Source organism: Mycolicibacterium chubuense (assembly GCF_001044255.1).
GTDB classification, from domain to species: Bacteria; Actinomycetota; Actinomycetes; order Mycobacteriales; family Mycobacteriaceae; genus Mycobacterium; species Mycobacterium chubuense.
Genome location: NZ_JYNX01000018.1, coordinates 38,871 through 56,792 on the forward strand (window position 1 = coordinate 38,871; position 17,922 = coordinate 56,792).

The 17,922-nt window shown below is 66.7% G+C and carries 10 protein-coding genes and 1 pseudogene; 10 read left to right on the plus strand and 1 reads right to left on the minus strand.

The genetic code is table 11. The annotated features are described in order from the left end of the window. Window positions 1-83: 83 nt before the first annotated feature. From rplJ to MCHUDSM44219_RS04185, 6 genes and pseudogenes are all read left to right on the plus strand, one after another. A complete protein-coding gene (gene rplJ / locus MCHUDSM44219_RS04160; RefSeq protein WP_048416967.1) occupies window positions 84-611 on the plus strand; it encodes a 50S ribosomal protein L10 in 528 nt (175 codons plus the stop codon). Window positions 612-669: 58 nt separating this feature from the next. Then, window positions 670-1,059: a 50S ribosomal protein L7/L12 gene (rplL, locus tag MCHUDSM44219_RS04165; protein ID WP_048416968.1), complete on the plus strand. Its 390-nt coding sequence runs from the start codon at window positions 670-672 to the stop codon at window positions 1,057-1,059. 228 nt (window positions 1,060-1,287) lie between these two features. Beyond that, complete coding sequence (locus MCHUDSM44219_RS04170; protein ID WP_048416969.1) at window positions 1,288-2,352, plus strand: ABC transporter ATP-binding protein; 1,065 nt, start codon at window positions 1,288-1,290, stop codon at window positions 2,350-2,352. A gap of 454 nt (window positions 2,353-2,806) precedes the next feature. Next, complete coding sequence (locus MCHUDSM44219_RS04175; protein WP_053081176.1) at window positions 2,807-4,336, plus strand: alpha/beta hydrolase; 1,530 nt, start codon at window positions 2,807-2,809, stop codon at window positions 4,334-4,336. A 384-nt stretch (window positions 4,337-4,720) separates the two neighbouring features. Next, window positions 4,721-8,218, plus strand: a complete 3,498-nt coding sequence (gene rpoB, locus MCHUDSM44219_RS04180) for a DNA-directed RNA polymerase subunit beta (RefSeq protein ID WP_048416970.1) — start codon at window positions 4,721-4,723, stop codon at window positions 8,216-8,218. A 37-nt stretch (window positions 8,219-8,255) separates the two neighbouring features. Then, window positions 8,256-12,220 (plus strand): annotated as a pseudogene (locus MCHUDSM44219_RS04185) (DNA-directed RNA polymerase subunit beta'). Between the two features lie 61 nt (window positions 12,221-12,281). Here the strand turns inward: MCHUDSM44219_RS04185 and sthA are convergent. Next, window positions 12,282-13,697: a Si-specific NAD(P)(+) transhydrogenase gene (gene sthA / locus MCHUDSM44219_RS04190; RefSeq protein WP_048416971.1), complete on the minus strand. Its 1,416-nt coding sequence runs from the start codon at window positions 13,695-13,697 to the stop codon at window positions 12,282-12,284. A gap of 47 nt (window positions 13,698-13,744) precedes the next feature. Between sthA and MCHUDSM44219_RS28355 the strand changes: the two genes are divergently transcribed. The 4 genes from MCHUDSM44219_RS28355 to MCHUDSM44219_RS04210 all read left to right on the plus strand — a co-directional run. Further along, a complete protein-coding gene (locus MCHUDSM44219_RS28355) occupies window positions 13,745-14,506 on the plus strand; it encodes an alpha/beta fold hydrolase (protein ID WP_053081177.1) in 762 nt (253 codons plus the stop codon). Between the two features lie 45 nt (window positions 14,507-14,551). Further along, on the plus strand, window positions 14,552-15,304 hold the full coding sequence (locus MCHUDSM44219_RS04200) for a deoxyribonuclease IV (RefSeq protein WP_048416972.1): 753 nt from the start codon (window positions 14,552-14,554) through the stop codon (window positions 15,302-15,304). A gap of 120 nt (window positions 15,305-15,424) precedes the next feature. Next, the gene (locus MCHUDSM44219_RS04205; RefSeq protein ID WP_048416973.1) at window positions 15,425-16,495 is read left to right on the plus strand and encodes a phosphatase PAP2 family protein; all 1,071 of its coding nucleotides are present in this window, start codon (window positions 15,425-15,427) and stop codon (window positions 16,493-16,495) included. A 585-nt stretch (window positions 16,496-17,080) separates the two neighbouring features. After that, on the plus strand, window positions 17,081-17,922 hold an 842-nt coding region (locus MCHUDSM44219_RS04210; RefSeq protein WP_413783577.1), incomplete at its 3' end, for a PGRS repeat-containing protein.

A 17,922-nucleotide genomic window follows, 5' to 3' on the forward strand; every position in this document is an offset into this window, starting at 1 on the left:
CCCCGACCTGTCTGCGTCGGGGCGTTGTGCTTTCCCGGGTCGGTCGAGGTGGAACGACCGAAATCAACCACGAGGAGGCATGCATGGCCAAGGCTGACAAGGCCACCGCGGTTGCCGACATCGCCGAGCAGTTCAAGGAGGCTTCGGCGACGCTCGTCACCGAGTACCGCGGACTGACCGTCGCCAACCTCAAGGACCTGCGCCGTTCGCTCGGTGATTCCGCCACCTACTCCGTCGCCAAGAACACGCTGGTCAAGCGTGCCGCGGCGGAGGCGGGCATCGAGGGCCTCGACGAGCTGTTCGTCGGGCCCACCGCGATCGCGTTCGTCAAGGGCGAGGCCGTCGACGCCGCCAAGGCGATCAAGACGTTCGCCAAGGACAACAAGGCGCTGGTCATCAAGGGCGGCTACATGGACGGCCGCGCGCTGTCCGTCGACGAGGTCAACCGCATCGCGGACCTCGAGTCGCGCGAGGTGCTGCTGGCCAAGATGGCCGGCGCGATGAAGGCGAATCTGGCCAAGGCCGCCGGTCTGTTCAACGCTCCGGCGTCGCAGGTCGCACGTCTGGCCGCCGCGCTGCAAGAGAAGAAGGCCGCTGAGGAAGCCGAGTAGCGGCTTCCGCACCTAGTTCACCACCCACTAGCTCAGAAGTAACCAAGGAAGGACCATCATGGCCAAGCTGTCCACCGACGACCTGCTCGAGGCATTCAAGGAGCTCACGCTGCTCGAGCTGTCGGAGTTCGTCAAGAAGTTCGAGGAGACCTTCGAGGTCACCGCCGCGGCGCCGGTCGCCGTCGCCGCTGCCGGCCCCGCCGCCGGTGCCCCCGCCGAGGCCGCCGAGGAGCAGTCGGAGTTCGACGTCATCCTCGAGGGTGCCGGCGAGAAGAAGATCGGCGTCATCAAGGTCGTCCGCGAGATCGTGTCCGGCCTGGGCCTCAAGGAGGCCAAGGATCTGGTCGACAGCGCGCCCAAGCCGCTGCTCGAGAAGGTCACCAAGGAGGCCGCCGAGGACGCCAAGGCCAAGCTCGAGGCTGCCGGCGCGTCGGTCACCGTCAAGTAGTTCCCGTCGCCGTTCCCGACACCGGGACGTGTTGACGACAACGTCAGCCGTGGGGCTGGTCTGGCAAACAGACCAGCCCCACGCTACGTTGTGGGCTCGGTGGCTGCGGAGCGTTCCCGGCAGCTTGACCGACCCTGTGCTGCGGCGTGACCGGGTAGGTTACAGTGACTCAAGCCACAGGCGGGGAGCCTGTGACGAGCATGTCTGAGACTGGCGAGAGGAATTCGCGTGGGCATTGGCATTCAGGTTGAGGGATTGACCAAGTCCTTCGGCTCACAGCGAATCTGGGAAGACGTCACGTTCGACCTGCCTGCCGGTGAGGTGAGCGTGCTGCTCGGCCCGTCGGGTACCGGTAAGTCGGTGTTCCTGAAGTCGCTGATCGGATTGCTGCGCCCGGAGCGGGGCAAGATCATCGTCGACGGCACGAACATCATCGAGTGCTCGGCCAAGGAGCTCTACGAGATCCGCACGCTGTTCGGTGTCATGTTCCAGGACGGTGCGCTGTTCGGTTCGATGAGCCTGTACGACAACACCGCGTTCCCGCTTCGTGAGCACACGAAGAAGAAGGAATCCGAGATCCGTCAGATCGTGATGGAGAAGCTGGATCTGGTCGGTCTGGGCGGGGACGAGGACAAGTTCCCCGGGGAGATCTCCGGCGGTATGCGCAAGCGCGCCGGGCTGGCCCGGTCGTTGGTGCTGGACCCGCAGATCATCCTGTGCGACGAGCCCGACTCGGGTCTGGATCCGGTGCGTACCGCCTATCTGTCGCAGCTGCTGATCGACATCAACGCCCAGATCGACTGCACCATCCTGATCGTCACGCACAACATCAACATCGCCCGCACGGTGCCCGACAACATGGGCATGTTGTTCCGCAAGCACCTGGTGATGTTCGGTCCCCGCGAGGTGCTGTTGACCTCCGACGAGCCGGTGGTCAAGCAGTTCCTCAACGGTCGCCGTATCGGGCCGATCGGGATGTCGGAGGAGAAGGATGAGTCGACGATGGCCGAAGAGCAGGCCATGGTCGATGCCGGGCACCACGACGGTGGCACCGAGGAGATCGAAGGCGTGCCGCCGCAGGTGATGGCCACCCCGGGCATGCCCGAACGCAAGGCCGTCGCCCGCCGCCAGGCCCGGGTGCGCGAGATCATGCACACCCTGCCGCCGGCCGCGCAGGAAGCCATCCGCGCCGACCTCGACGGCACGAACCAGTACCCGACGCGCGACTACGACAACGAGCGTGCCGAGGACGACGCGCCCACCGGGCGCATCCCGGTCGCCGGCGACCGCTGACCCCCGCCCGGGCGACCGGGCTCTCACGATCCTGCATGGTGCCGTGACGCGTCGGTGTGCGCCGATTCCAGCAATCAACTCCGAGTTTGACGTGCGCCGGCGGCGTCTGTGACGTGACGTCGGGCCGCGGTTGCTGAATCCGCACGCCGGGGACGTCCCGGCGGCGCACAGCCCGAAACCGGCCCTGACCACGATCTTGATCATCGGCGGCAAAGCCCGGTAGCGCGCGTGAATTGGCGAGTACTGAACAGCGCGTCAAATTTCGCGGGTCGGCTCTTGCGGACCTGTTCTGCTGGCCTATACAGTTTGCCAGAATCGCATGTTCGTGCACGAAAGTGCACGTGCGGCGTGGAAGCGTCGTTGCTGCGCGATTTCTGACAACAGGAGAGCAATGGTCGACCGCTATCGGGTCTGGTTGGGGGCAGGCGTACTGACGGGGGGAGTGTCGGCAGCAATGCTGGCAGGTGCGGGAGTCGCCGCGGCCGACGACGGAACATCGTCCGGCGGGCAATCCCGGGCGTCATCGAATGCTGGCGGCACCGACGACGCGGGCACGCCCGCACCGGACAAGAAATCGGACACCGCTTCCGAGACGAAAACGGATACGACCTCGGGCGGCAAGGACGATCCGAAGTCCGACCCGAAAAACGAGGACGCCGGGTCGACGGCATCGGAGGAGTCCGAGCAGGAGTCCGAGCATGAGGACACGGAGACGCCGCCGACGAAGGCGTCGTCGAGTGGAGGCAAGCATCGCGCCCCCGAGGCCGAGGCGCCTGAGAGCGAGGCCCCCGACACCGAGACGGAGTCCGAGGCGCCCTCGACCGAGCAGCAGGCGACCGACGAGGACGCCCCGCAGCCCGCGGCCCAGCCGTCCGGACGGCACGCCGTTCGGCCCGCGCAGCCGAGCACCTACGCGCTCAGTGTCGACACCGATCTCGGGTCGCCGGACGGCGCGGCGGTCATGCGCCTCGCCGCGGCGCAGGCCCCGCCCGTGACGCCCAAGCCGACGCTGCTCGAGGTGCTCAACAACATCAGCACGAAGTTCTACGACTTCTACACCGACGCCATGCAGTTCTTCGCCGGCCCGGTCCGGGCCCCGTTCGGCAGCACGGTCCGGGTGGAGTCCTCGACGCTGACCATCGGCGGCCACAAGGACGTCCCCGCCGATTGGTACTTCCCCGACACCGACACCCCGGCCGGCCTGATCTACCTGCAGCACGGCTTCCTGGCCAACGCGTCGTTCTACAGCGCCACCGCGGCGTACCTCGCGGAGAAGACCAGCAGCGTCGTCGTCGTGCCGACGCTCACGTGGAACTTCTTCGACGTCGACAACTACCCGCTGGAATGGCCGACCACCGGCCGCGCGATCGCCGAGCTGTTCACCGGCGACCGGGCCGCGCTGACCGCCAGCGCCCGGGCCGCCGGCTACGACGGTGAGCTGCCGACGAAGCTCGTGCTCGCCGGGCACTCGGCCGGCGGCGGACTGATCGCGATGGTCGGGCGCTACATGGCCGAGGCGGGCAACATCGACGACCTGGCCGGGCTGGTGATGTTCGACGGCGTCGGCACGCTGAGCTTCCTGTCCCAGGACCTGGCCAAGATCCCGCTGTCGGTGCCGGTCTACAACATCGCGGCCGACCCGAGCCGCTGGAACTGGTACGGCGACACCAACCGCAAGCTCGACCTCGTGCGGCCCGGCATGTTCACCGGGGTGACGATCAGGGGTGGGCACCACGCCGACGGCATGCAGACCACCGCCCCGATCGTGCAGTACTTCGCCTACCTCGCGATGGGCCACTCGTCGCCGGTCGACGTCATGGCGAACAGGGTTCTGGCCGCGGGCTGGATCAACGACATGCTCGAGGGCACCCGCACCGCCGGGCTCTACAACGACAACGCCTCGACGTGGGACATCGTCACCGGCTGGTGGTGGGGGCAGATGACCAAGGCGACGAACCGGCGCCCGCACGCGCTCGCCGTCTGATCGCTTCTCTCGCGAAATCTCCGCAGATCTCTGCGACCAAACACCGCGTTATCTCTTGACGGAAGGACGAAAGCGGGCCAATCTATTGGCCAGCATGTTTGCACGGGATGAGGACGCCAGCCAGCGACCCCGCCTTCGTCGCATGTGGTCTGTCGCTGGGTGTTGAGGAATTCGCCGTCCTGCGCTATTGTTGGACGTTGCGCTGGCTGCATCCTGCCCATCTCGGTTTCCACGCCGCACCCACCACGTGGTTCTAGCCTGAGCCCTGCTCAGAGATCTAGACGCGTGCCGTGCGTCCGTCCGGGAGGCTCGTGAAGCCAGCCGAACCGACGCAGAATCGCGGCATGACGGTCCGGTGTCCACCGGCAACCACGGTCGCATGAGGTGCTGGAAGGATGCATCTTGGCAGGGTCCCGCCAGATCGAGTCAGTAGCTACCAACAACTCCGTTCCCGGAGCACCAAACAGGATTTCTTTCGCAAAACTCCGTGAGCCCCTCGAGGTTCCCGGGCTTCTCGACGTCCAAACCGAATCGTTCGAGTGGCTGATCGGCGCGGAGAGCTGGTTCCAGCGCGCCGTCGACCGCGGCGATGTGGACCCCAAGGGTGGTCTGCAGGAAGTGCTCGAAGAGCTCTCGCCGATCGAGGACTTCTCGGGCTCGATGTCGCTGTCCTTCTCCGACCCGCGCTTCGACGAGGTCAAGGCACCCGTCGACGAGTGCAAAGACAAGGACATGACGTACGCGGCACCGCTGTTCGTCACGGCCGAGTTCATCAACAACAACACCGGTGAGATCAAGAGCCAGACGGTCTTCATGGGTGACTTCCCGATGATGACCGAGAAGGGCACCTTCATCATCAACGGCACCGAGCGTGTCGTGGTGAGCCAGCTGGTCCGCTCGCCCGGTGTGTACTTCGACGAGACCATCGACAAGTCCACCGAGAAGACGCTGCACAGCGTCAAGGTGATCCCCGGCCGCGGTGCGTGGCTGGAGTTCGACGTCGACAAGCGCGACACCGTCGGTGTGCGCATCGACCGCAAGCGCCGCCAGCCCGTCACCGTGCTGCTCAAGGCGCTCGGCTGGACCAACGAGCAGATCGTGGAGCGCTTCGGCTTCTCCGAGATCATGATGGGCACGCTCGAGAAGGACAACACCGCGGGCACCGACGAGGCGCTGCTGGACATCTACCGGAAGCTGCGCCCGGGCGAGCCGCCGACCAAGGAGTCGGCGCAGACCCTGCTGGAGAACCTGTTCTTCAAGGAGAAGCGCTACGACCTGGCCCGCGTGGGTCGCTACAAGGTCAACAAGAAGCTCGGTCTCAACGTCGGTCAGCCGATCACGAGCTCGACGCTGACCGAAGAGGACGTCGTCGCGACCATCGAGTACCTGGTGCGTCTGCACGACGGCCAGACCTCGATGACGGTGCCCGGCGGTGTCGAGGTGCCGGTCGAGGTGGACGACATCGACCACTTCGGCAACCGTCGCCTGCGCACCGTCGGCGAGCTGATCCAGAACCAGATCCGGGTCGGCCTCTCGCGGATGGAGCGCGTCGTGCGTGAGCGCATGACGACCCAGGACGTCGAGGCGATCACGCCGCAGACCCTGATCAACATCCGTCCCGTCGTGGCGGCGATCAAGGAGTTCTTCGGCACCAGCCAGCTGTCGCAGTTCATGGACCAGAACAACCCGCTGTCGGGCCTGACCCACAAGCGCCGCCTGTCGGCGCTGGGCCCCGGTGGTCTGTCCCGTGAGCGCGCCGGCCTCGAGGTCCGCGACGTGCACTCCAGCCACTACGGCCGCATGTGCCCGATCGAGACGCCGGAAGGCCCGAACATCGGTCTGATCGGCTCGCTGTCGGTGTACGCGCGAGTGAACCCGTTCGGCTTCATCGAGACGCCGTACCGCAAGGTCATCGACGGCAAGGTCAGCGACCAGATCGACTACCTGACCGCCGACGAGGAGGACCGCCACGTCGTGGCGCAGGCCAACTCGCCGCTCGACGGTGACGGCCGCTTCGAGGAGGACCGCATCCTGGTCCGACGCAAGGGCGGCGAGGTCGAGTTCGTCTCGGCCTCCGAGGTCGACTACATGGACGTTTCCCCGCGCCAGATGGTGTCGGTCGCGACGGCGATGATCCCGTTCCTCGAGCACGACGACGCCAACCGTGCCCTGATGGGTGCCAACATGCAGCGCCAGGCGGTTCCGCTGGTGCGCAGCGAGGCCCCGCTGGTCGGTACCGGGATGGAGCTGCGCGCCGCGATCGACGCCGGCGACGTCGTCGTCGCCGAGAAGGCGGGCGTCATCGAGGAGGTCTCGGCCGACTACATCACCGTGATGGCCGACGACGGCACCCGGCACACCTACCGGATGCGCAAGTTCGCCCGGTCCAACCACGGCACGTGCGCCAACCAGCGTCCGATCGTGGACGCCGGGCAGCGCGTCGAGTCGGGCCAGGTTCTCGCTGATGGTCCGTGCACCGAGAACGGCGAGATGGCGCTGGGCAAGAACCTGCTCGTCGCGGTCATGCCGTGGGAGGGGCACAACTACGAGGACGCGATCATCCTCTCCAACCGTCTGGTCGAAGAGGACGTGCTCACCTCGATCCACATCGAGGAGCACGAGATCGATGCCCGCGACACCAAGCTGGGCGCCGAGGAGATCACCCGGGACATCCCGAACGTCTCCGATGAGGTGCTGGCCGATCTCGACGAGCGCGGCATCATCCGCATCGGCGCCGAGGTCCGCGACGGCGACATCCTGGTCGGCAAGGTCACCCCGAAGGGCGAGACCGAGCTGACCCCGGAGGAGCGGCTGCTTCGCGCGATCTTCGGCGAGAAGGCCCGCGAGGTCCGCGACACGTCGCTCAAGGTGCCGCACGGTGAGTCCGGCAAGGTCATCGGCATCCGGGTGTTCTCCCGCGAGGACGACGACGAACTGCCCGCCGGCGTCAACGAGCTGGTCCGCGTCTACGTGGCCCAGAAGCGCAAGATCTCCGACGGCGACAAGCTCGCCGGACGTCACGGCAACAAGGGCGTCATCGGCAAGATCCTGCCCGTCGAGGACATGCCGTTCATGCCGGACGGCACCCCGGTGGACATCATCCTGAACACCCACGGTGTGCCCCGTCGTATGAACATCGGTCAGATCCTGGAAACCCACCTCGGGTGGGTCGCCAAGGCCGGCTGGAACATCGAGGGCAGCCCGGAATGGGCGGCCAACCTGCCGGAGGACCTGAAGTCCGCACCCGCCGACAGCATCGTCGCCACCCCGGTGTTCGACGGTGCCCGCGAGGGCGAGCTGGAGGGTCTGCTGGGCTCGACGCTGCCGAACCGCGACGGTGACGTCATGGTGAACGCCGAGGGCAAGTCCCAGTTATTCGACGGCCGCAGTGGCGAACCGTTCCCGTACCCGGTGACGGTGGGCTACATGTACATCCTGAAGCTGCACCACCTGGTCGACGACAAGATCCACGCCCGTTCGACCGGTCCGTACTCGATGATCACCCAGCAGCCGCTGGGCGGTAAGGCGCAGTTCGGTGGTCAGCGTTTCGGTGAGATGGAGTGCTGGGCCATGCAGGCCTACGGCGCGGCGTACACGCTGCAGGAGCTCTTGACGATCAAGTCCGACGACACCGTCGGCCGCGTCAAGGTCTACGAGGCGATCGTCAAGGGCGAGAACATCCCCGAGCCGGGCATCCCCGAGTCGTTCAAGGTGCTCCTCAAGGAGCTGCAGTCGCTGTGCTTGAACGTGGAGGTGCTGTCTTCGGACGGTGCGGCGATCGAGATGCGTGACGGCGACGACGAGGACCTGGAGCGCGCTGCTGCGAACCTGGGAATCAACTTGTCGCGCAACGAATCTGCGTCCGTTGAGGATCTGGCCTAATCAGTATTTCTAGTCCCGAAAGGGGAAAGGGAGTTACGTGTTAGACGTCAACTTCTTCGATGAACTCCGCATCGGTCTTGCCACCGCGGACGACATCCGCAACTGGTCCTACGGCGAGGTCAAGAAGCCGGAGACCATCAACACCGCACGCTCAAGCCCGAGAAGGACGGCCTGTTCTGCGAGAAGATCTTCGGACCGACTCGCGACTGGGAGTGCTACTGCGGTAAGTACAAGCGCGTCCGCTTCAAGGGCATCATCTGCGAGCGCTGCGGCGTCGAGGTGACCCGCGCCAAGGTGCGTCGTGAGCGGATGGGCCACATCGAGCTGGCCGCGCCCGTCACGCACATCTGGTACTTCAAGGGCGTGCCGTCGCGGTTGGGCTACCTGCTCGACCTGGCGCCGAAGGATCTCGAGAAGATCATCTACTTCGCGGCCTACGTCATCACGGCGGTCGACGACGAGATGCGGCACAACGAGCTGTCCACCCTCGAAGCGGAGATGGCCGTCGAGCGCAAGGCGATCGAGGATCAGCGCGACGCCGACCTCGAGGCGCGGGCGCAGAAGCTCGAAGCCGACATGAAGGAGCTCGAGGACGAGGGCGCCAAGTCCGACGTCAAGCGCAAGGTCCGCGACGGCGGCGAGCGCGAGATGCGTCAGCTCCGGGACCGCGCCCAGCGCGAGCTCGACCGGCTCGACGAGATCTGGACGACGTTCACCAAGCTGGCTCCCAAGCAGCTGATCGTCGACGAGCTGCTCTACCGCGAGCTGCAGGACCGCTACGGTGAGTACTTCACCGGTGCCATGGGCGCGGAGTCGATCAAGAAGCTCATCGAGACCTTCGACATCGACGCCGAGGCCGAGTCGCTGCGCGACACCATCAAGAACGGCAAGGGGCAGAAGAAGCTGCGGGCGCTGAAGCGACTGAAGGTCGTCGCGGCGTTCCAGACGAACGCCAACTCGCCGATGGGCATGGTGCTCGACGCGGTTCCGGTGATCCCGCCGGAGCTGCGGCCGATGGTGCAGCTCGACGGTGGCCGGTTCGCCACGTCGGACCTCAACGACCTGTACCGCCGCGTCATCAACCGCAACAACCGCCTCAAGAGGCTGATCGACCTCGGCGCGCCCGAGATCATCGTCAACAACGAGAAGCGGATGCTGCAGGAGTCGGTCGACGCGCTGTTCGACAACGGTCGCCGCGGTCGTCCGGTCACCGGACCGGGCAACCGTCCGCTGAAGTCGCTGTCCGATCTGCTCAAAGGCAAGCAGGGCCGCTTCCGCCAGAACCTGCTCGGCAAGCGTGTCGACTACTCGGGCCGTTCGGTCATCGTGGTCGGCCCGCAGCTCAAGCTGCACCAGTGCGGTCTGCCGAAGCTGATGGCCCTCGAGCTGTTCAAGCCGTTCGTGATGAAGCGTCTGGTCGACCTGAACCACGCGCAGAACATCAAGAGCGCCAAGCGGATGGTGGAGCGTCAGCGTCCGCAGGTGTGGGACGTCCTCGAAGAGGTCATCGGCGAGCACCCCGTGCTGCTCAACCGTGCGCCCACGCTGCACCGCCTGGGTATCCAGGCCTTCGAGCCGCAGCTGGTGGAGGGCAAGGCCATCCAGCTGCACCCGCTGGTCTGCGAGGCGTTCAACGCCGACTTCGACGGTGACCAGATGGCCGTGCACCTTCCGCTGAGCGCGGAGGCGCAGGCCGAGGCCCGCATCCTGATGCTGTCCTCGAACAACATCCTGTCTCCCGCGTCGGGCCGCCCGCTGGCCATGCCGCGTCTGGACATGGTGACCGGTCTGTACTTCCTGACCACCGAGATCGAGGGCGACCTGGGCCAGTACACGCCGGCCGCCAAGGATCAGCCGGAGGTGGGCGTGTACTCCTCGCCGGCCGAGGCGATCATGGCCCTGGACCGCGGCGCGCTGTCGGTGCGGGCGAAGATCCGGGTCCGGTTGACGCAGCAGCGTCCGCCGGCCGACCTCGAGGCTGAACTTTTCGGCTCCTCCGAGAACGGTGGCTGGACCCCGGGTGACGCCTGGATCGCCGACACCACGCTGGGCCGTGTGCTGTTCAACGAGCTGCTGCCGAAGGGCTATCCGTTCGTCAACGAGCAGATGCACAAGAAGGTGCAGGCCCGGATCATCAACGATCTGGCCGAGCGCTACCCGATGATCGTCGTCGCGCAGACCGTCGACAAGCTCAAGGACGCCGGTTTCCACTGGGCCACGCGTTCCGGGGTGACGGTCTCGATGGCCGACGTGCTGGTGCCGCCGCAGAAGCAGGAGATCCTCGACCGGTACGAGAAGGAAGCCGACGGGATCGAGAAGAAGTACCAGCGCGGCGCGCTCAACCACGACGAGCGCAACGAGGCCCTGGTCAAGATCTGGCAGGACGCGACCGAAGAGGTCGGTAAGGCGCTGGAGGAGTACTACCCCGAGGACAACCCGATCATCACGATCGTGAAGTCCGGCGCGACGGGCAACCTCACCCAGACCCGCACCCTGGCCGGCATGAAGGGCCTGGTGACGAACCCGAAGGGTGAGTTCATCCCGCGTCCGATCAAGTCCTCGTTCCGCGAGGGCCTGACGGTGCTGGAGTACTTCATCAACACCCACGGTGCCCGTAAGGGTCTGGCCGACACCGCGCTGCGTACCGCCGACTCGGGTTACCTGACCCGCCGTCTGGTGGACGTGTCGCAGGACGTCATCGTCCGCGAGAACGACTGCGAGACCGAGCGCGGCATCAATGTCACGCTGGCCGAGAAGCAGGACGACGGCACCTTGGTGCGCGATCAGCACATCGAGACCTCGGCCTACGCCCGCACCCTGGCGACCGACGCGGTCGACGCCGACGGCAACGTCGTCGTCGAGCGTGGTCACGACCTGGGTGACCCGGCCATCGATGCGCTGTTGGCCGCGGGGATCACCGAGGTCAAGGTCCGTTCGGTGCTGACCTGCACGACGGGCACCGGTGTGTGCGCGATGTGCTACGGCCGTTCGATGGCGACCGGCAAGCTGGTCGACATCGGCGAGGCCGTCGGCATCGTGGCCGCGCAGTCGATCGGTGAGCCCGGCACGCAGCTGACGATGCGTACCTTCCACCAGGGTGGTGTCACCGGTGGTCAGGACATCGTCGGTGGTCTGCCCCGTGTGCAGGAGCTGTTCGAGGCCCGCGTGCCCCGCAACCGCGCCCCGATCGCCGACGTCACCGGGCGGATCCGCCTGGAGGAGAGCGACAAGTTCTACAAGATCACCATCGTTCCCGACGACGGGGGCGAGGAGGTCGTGTACGACAAGCTCTCCCGTCGTCAGCGCCTGAAGGTGTTCAAGCACGAGGACGGCTCCGAGCGACTGCTGACCGACGGCGACCACGTCGAGGTGGGCCAGCAGCTGATGGAAGGCTCGGCCGACCCGCACGAGGTGCTGCGCGTCCAGGGTCCCCGCGAGGTGCAGATCCACCTCGTCAAGGAGGTCCAGGAGGTGTACCGCGCCCAGGGTGTGTCGATCCACGACAAGCACATCGAGGTCATCGTCCGGCAGATGCTGCGTCGCGTCACGATCATCGATTCGGGTGCGACGGAGTTCCTGCCCGGCTCGCTGACCGAGCGCGGCGAGTTCGAGACGGAGAACCGTCGCGTGGTCGCCGAGGGCAACGAGCCCGCGGCGGGACGTCCGGTGCTGATGGGTATCACCAAGGCGTCGCTGGCCACCGATTCGTGGCTGTCGGCGGCGTCGTTCCAGGAGACCACCCGCGTGCTGACCGATGCGGCGATCAACTGCCGCAGCGACAAGCTGCAGGGTCTGAAGGAGAACGTGATCATCGGCAAGCTGATCCCGGCCGGTACCGGCATCAACCGGTACCGCAACATCCAGGTTCAGCCGACCGAGGAAGCCCGTGCTGCGGCGTACACGATCCCGTCCTACGAGGATCAGTACTACAGCCCGGACTTCGGTCAGGCCACCGGCGCTGCGGTGCCGCTGGACGATTACGGCTACAGCGATTACCGGTAAGACCTACCGCTAGTTCGTACGGAAGAACCCCCGCTCCCGCTTTCGGGAGTGGGGGTTCTTTCTATCTCCGGAACTCGTCGACCGCGCGCAGTTTGTTGGTGGCGTCCAGCGCCGCGACCTTGTAGGCCTCGGAGAACGTCGGATAGTTGAGCACCGCGTCGACGAGGTAGTCGACGGTGCCGCCACATCCCATCACCGCCTGCCCGATGTGGATGAGCTCGGTGGCGTTGGTGCCGAAGATGTGCACCCCGAGCAGCGTGCGGTCCTCGGTCGACACCAGCAGCTTGAGCATGCCGTGGGAGTCGCCGGCGATCTGGCCGCGCGCCAGTTCACGGTAGCGGGCCACCCCGAACTCGTAGGGCACCGACTGCTCGGTCAGTTCGGCCTCCGTGGCGCCGACGTAGGAGACCTCGGGGATGGTGTAGATCCCGATCGGTTGCAGGGCGGTCATGTCGTTCGCCGGTTCGTCGAACGCGTGGTAGGCGGCGAGCCGGCCCTGATCCATCGAGGTGGCGGCCAGCGCAGGGAATCCGATGACGTCGCCGACGGCGAAGATGTGGTCGACGCTGGTGCGGAAATCGTCACCGACGTCCAGTCGTCCCCGCTTGTCGGCTTCCAGTCCTGCCGCCTTCAGATCCAGCGTCTCGGTGAGGCCTTGGCGGCCGGCCGAATACATCACGGTGTCGGCGGCGATCCGTTTCCCGGAGGCCAGCGTCGTCAACGTCGTCTCGTCGCCGATCTCCACGCCCGTCACCTCCTCGCCGAACCGGAACGTGACTGCCAGATCGCGCAGGTGGAAGGTCAGGGCTTCGACGATCTCCGAGTCGACGAAGTCGAGCATGGAGGGCCGCTTCTCGACGACGGTGACCTTCGTGCCGAGCGCGGCGAAGATCGACGCGTATTCGATGCCGACGACGCCCGCTCCGACGACGACCATCGACGTCGGCACCTTCTTCAATCCGAGGATCCCGTCGGAGTCGAGCACGTGCTCGTCGTCGAACTCGATGCCGTCCGGCCGGGCGGGCTTCGTGCCGGTGGCGATCACGATGTGCTCGCCGCTGACGGTGGTGTGCTCACTGTCGTTCTCGTTCTCGACGACCACGGTGTGCGGGTCGACGAAGCGGCCGTGACCGGTGAACAGGTCGATCTTGTTGCGGATCAACTGCGAGCGGACCACGTCGATCTCGCGCGTGATGACGTGGGAGGTGCGCATGTGCAGATCCTCGGTGGTGATGTTGTCCTTGACCCGGTAACTCGTGCCGTACAGCTCGCGCTGGTTCATCCCGGTCAGGTAGATCACCGCCTCGCGCAGCGTCTTCGACGGGATCGTGCCGGTGTTGACGCAGACGCCGCCCAGCATCCAGCCCCGTTCGATGACGGCGACCGACTTGCCGAGCTTGGACGCGGCCACGGCCGCCTTCTGCCCGCCCGGTCCCGAGCCGATGACCACCAGGTCGTACTCCGTCTGCGACGCCATGACTGTTCCTTACCCCTTTCGGGCCGTCGCACCCCACACTCGGTGAGGTGCGGGCAACGTCGCGGGGCTTCGGCATCCACTACACCGTCGACGGTGACGGCCCGCCGCTCGTCCTCGTCCCCGGGACGCTGCTCGCGGCCCGGCACTGGACGGACTTCGGATACGCCGACGCCCTGTCCCGCGACTGGCGGGTGATCGCCATCGACCCGCTCGGACACGGTCGCAGCGACCGACCCCATGAGTCGGGCGCCTACCGTCCCGCGGACGTCACGGCGGACCTGGTCGCCGTGCTCGACGCCGAGGGCGTACCTCGGGCCACCGTGTGGGGCTACTCCCGGGGCGGCTGGCTGGCCGTCAATCTGGCCGCCCGGTATCCGCAGCGGGTCGAACGCCTCGTGGTCGGCGCCTACGCGATGCACGCGCACGAGGAGGAGGTGGATCGCATCCTGGTTCGGTTCGCCGAGATGCTGAGCGACGGCGACTGGGCCGCGGTCTGGGAGGCGTTCGGTATCACCGACACCGCAGTGAGAGCAATGCTCGAAGAAGGCAACGATCCGCGCGCGGTGGCGGCGGCGGTCACCGGGTCGATGTGCCCAACCAGATACGTCGACCCGGCGTCCATCGCCTGCCCCGCCACCTATTACGTCGGCTCCTTGGAGTGGATCCTGCCGCACGTTCGCGCTGACGTCGCCGTGCTGAGCACCCACGGGACGACGCTCGACGTGATCGCGGGCCAGACGCATTTCGGGGTGTTCCTCGCCTCCGCGCCATCGGTGCTCGCCGCCGTCACCGCGCGGCTGCGCGAGTGACCCCGCGCCACTCGTGATGTCCGACGCCGCGCCTAAACTGGCGGCGTGCTGATCGGATCGCATGTCCACGGTGATGACCCTCTGGCCGCGGCGCAGGCCGACGGCGCCGACGTCGTGCAGTTCTTCCTGGGCAACCCGCAGAGTTGGAAGAAGCCGAAGCCGCGGGAGGACGCCGACGTGCTGAAGGCCTCGTCGACCCCCATCTACGTGCACGCGCCGTACCTGATCAACGTGGCCTCGGCCAACAACCGGGTGCGCATTCCGTCGCGCAAGATCCTGCAGGACACCTGCGACGCGGCAGCCGAGGTCGGCGCCACCGCGGTGATCGTGCACGGCGGCCACGCCGACGACAACGACATGCAGGCCGGTTTCGAGCGGTGGGCCAAGGCGTTGGACTACCTCGAGACCGACGTGCCGGTCTACCTGGAGAACACCGCGGGCGGTGACCACGCGATGGCGCGGCACTTCGACACGATCGCGCGGCTTTGGGACCACATCGGTGACAAGGGCATCGGATTCTGCCTGGACACCTGCCACGCGTGGGCGGCGGGAGAGGCGCTGATCGACGCGGTCGAGCGGATCAAGGCGATCACCGGGCGCATCGACCTGGTGCACTGCAACGACTCCCGCGACGCGGCCGGGTCCGGCGCCGACCGGCACGCCAACTTCGGCACCGGCCAGATCGATCCGCAGCTGCTGGTGGCCGTGGTCTCGGCGGCCGATGCGCCGGTGATCTGCGAGACGGCCGACGAGGGCCGCAAGGACGACATCGCGTTCCTGCGCGAGCATCTGCGCTGACCACGGTCGTCTTCGACGGTCACACTTTCGTAGCCGAACCGGTGTTGAACGGCGGGTGGCTGAGCGGTTAATTAGGCTTACGCCGGGAATCCTCCCCTTTCCCCGCGTCGAGAGGCTTACGTGTCCGCAATTGACCAGTCGTCGATTGCGCCGACGCGCGATACCGACCTCCCGTCGCCGGCGAGGCGGGCGAGCCGGTTGCGGATCGCACGCTGGGTCGCCGTCACGATCTGGGCGACGGTGGTGGTCTGGCGCACCGTCACCGACGGGTTCGCGTTCAACCGGGAACTGCTGCTGGTCTACATCTGCACCGGGCTGATCGCGGCGAGCATCGGGCAGGGCCGGCGCGTGTTCTATGTAGTCCGGGACTGGCTGCCGTTCGCGCTGGTGCTGATCGCCTACGACCTGAGCAGGGGAGCGGCTGACCTGATCGGCCGGCCCACCCTGTGGCACTGGCAGGCCGATGCCGACCGTGCGATGTTTTTCGGCGCGATGCCGACCGTCTGGTTGCAGGAACGACTGAAGCTGCCGTCGCCGCCCTGGTGGGAGGTGGTGATCAGCAGTGTCTACATGTCGTTCTTCATCCTCCCGTACGTGATCGCCGGCGTGCTGTGGCTGCGCGACCGCGAGGAGTGGAAGGCGTTCGTCCGGCTGTTCGTCGGCCTGAACCTCGCCGCGCTGCTGATCTATGCGCTGCTGCCCGCGGCTCCTCCCTGGGCGGCGGCGCGGTGCACTGCAGGTGACGTGACCGGCGGGCCGTCGGGTCCGCGGTGCATGTTCCGGTCGGCACGGGGTGTGCCCGACGGGGGGCTGCTCGGGTCGATGCAGGTCACCCAGGACGGCGCCCATGACTGGGTGGAGCGCATCGTCGGGCGCGGGTGGGGCAAATTGAACCTGCATTCCGCGACAGCCCTGCTCGACCAGGGGCAGGCCAGCGTGAACCTGGTGGCGGCCATCCCGTCGCTGCACGCGGGGATGTCCGCGGCCCTGGCAGCGTTCCTGTGGACCCGCGTGCAGCGCTGGTGGCGCCCGCTGCTGGTGGCCTATCCGGTGGTGATGGCCTTCACCCTGGTCTACAGCGCCGAGCACTATGTGGTCGATCTTCTGTTGGGCTGGGCGCTGGCCGCGGTGGTGATCCTCGCCCTGAGTCGGTTCGAGGCACGCCGCCGCCGCGCGGCCGACACCATCTAGACGCCGTTCCGTTCCCGACCGGCCGTTTGCTCGTCACTGGTGCGTCGCATTGCTCCGACCAGAAGTCGGGACCAAAGGCCCTTGCCGTCGTCGACGCACGGTTTTCCGCTGGTGTCGTCGGCGGCAGGCAAAGTAGCCACGGCCGTAACGCTGCGAGCAAATCCGACGACAGATCGTGGTACGACACACGCGAAATTTACTTGTAACAGAGGACAGTGCGTGTAGTCAGGCATGCCTAAATTGACGTCGGCGGGAACTGTCCACTCGCAGCGCTGTGACCGGCGATAACAATCCGGATCTGCGGTTTTTGTTCCCGAGTTATTTGCATTGAGAAAGTTCCGGAAATTGCTTCGGATCGCAAATACCCCGTCCAAAATTTGCGTGCGCAACAACCGATTTTTTAGAGCCAGCAAAAGTCGCTGGAGGCATCTTTTTGCGTGCTAATTTCCGTCGGTCTGCGTCTGCAGGCTCCGATCGGGTTCTAGTAGGGGGTTGTTCGCCTTGTCCAATCGACGTAAGCAAAAGTCTGGCGGTCCGCGGAAGTCGGTTCGCCCTGTAATCACCACCGGCCTTGCCGGTGCAGCCATGGTGGGAGCCGGGATGATGTTCCTGGCGCCTCCCGGTGGCCCGGGACCGGTGACAGCGGCCATTCAGCTGACGTCGACCGAGAAGTCGACTTCGACCTCGACTCTGCCGTGGTGGTGGCTCACGAGCTTCGGTGACAGCGCCGCACCCACGCCGAATGCGCTGGCGGCTGCGGCAGTCAATCTCGACCGCCCCTGCGGACTCGTCTGCAACGGTGCCGATGGCACCGCGGAGCATCCCGACGGCCAGGACGGCGGCATCTTCGGCGGCAACGGCGGCAACGGCTGGGACAGCACCATCGCTGGTGTGGCCGGCGGTGACGGCGGTAAGGGCCGCGTCGGCGGCGACGGCGGCGACGGCGGCGCCGGCGCTGACGGTGGCAACGGCGGCAACGGCAAGGGCCTCTTCGGCGTCGGTGGCAACGGTGGCAACGGCGGCTTCGGTGCCACCGGTGCGACCGGCGCCTTCGGCACTCCGGGTGTCGCGGGCGCCGCGGGCGCCACAGGTACCCAAAGCCTCGTGACCGGCGGCTACGGGACCGACAACTCGGGCAAGTACGGCACCCCCGGCTCGGTGGGCGGTTTCGGCACCGCCGGTAACGCCGGAGCGGCAGGTTCGGCGGGCGCGGCGGGTACGGCCGGCGGCAACGGCGCGGCCGGCAACTTCGGCGTGTCCGGCAGCACCGGCTCTGCCGGTGGGCCCGGCACCCAGGGGAGCGCAGGTACCGAAGGGTCCGCTGGCTCTGTCGGCGCGACCGGCACCATCGGCGGCGTCGGCAAGGGCGGCCCGGGTGGCATCGGCGGACCCGGCGGCGTCGGCGGTACGGGCACCGCGGGCGGTGC

Bases quoted from the DNA above. Each gene is read 5' to 3' on its own strand.
- sthA (WP_048416971.1), bottom strand. From the start codon at position 13,697: ATGGCGTCGCAGACGGAGTACGACCTGGTGGTCATCGGCTCGGGACCG.
- rplL (WP_048416968.1), top strand. From the start codon at position 670: ATGGCCAAGCTGTCCACCGACGACCTGCTCGAGGCATTCAAGGAGCTC.
- rplJ (WP_048416967.1), top strand. From the start codon at position 84: ATGGCCAAGGCTGACAAGGCCACCGCGGTTGCCGACATCGCCGAGCAG.
- MCHUDSM44219_RS04175 (WP_053081176.1), top strand. From the start codon at position 2,807: ATGCTGGCAGGTGCGGGAGTCGCCGCGGCCGACGACGGAACATCGTCC.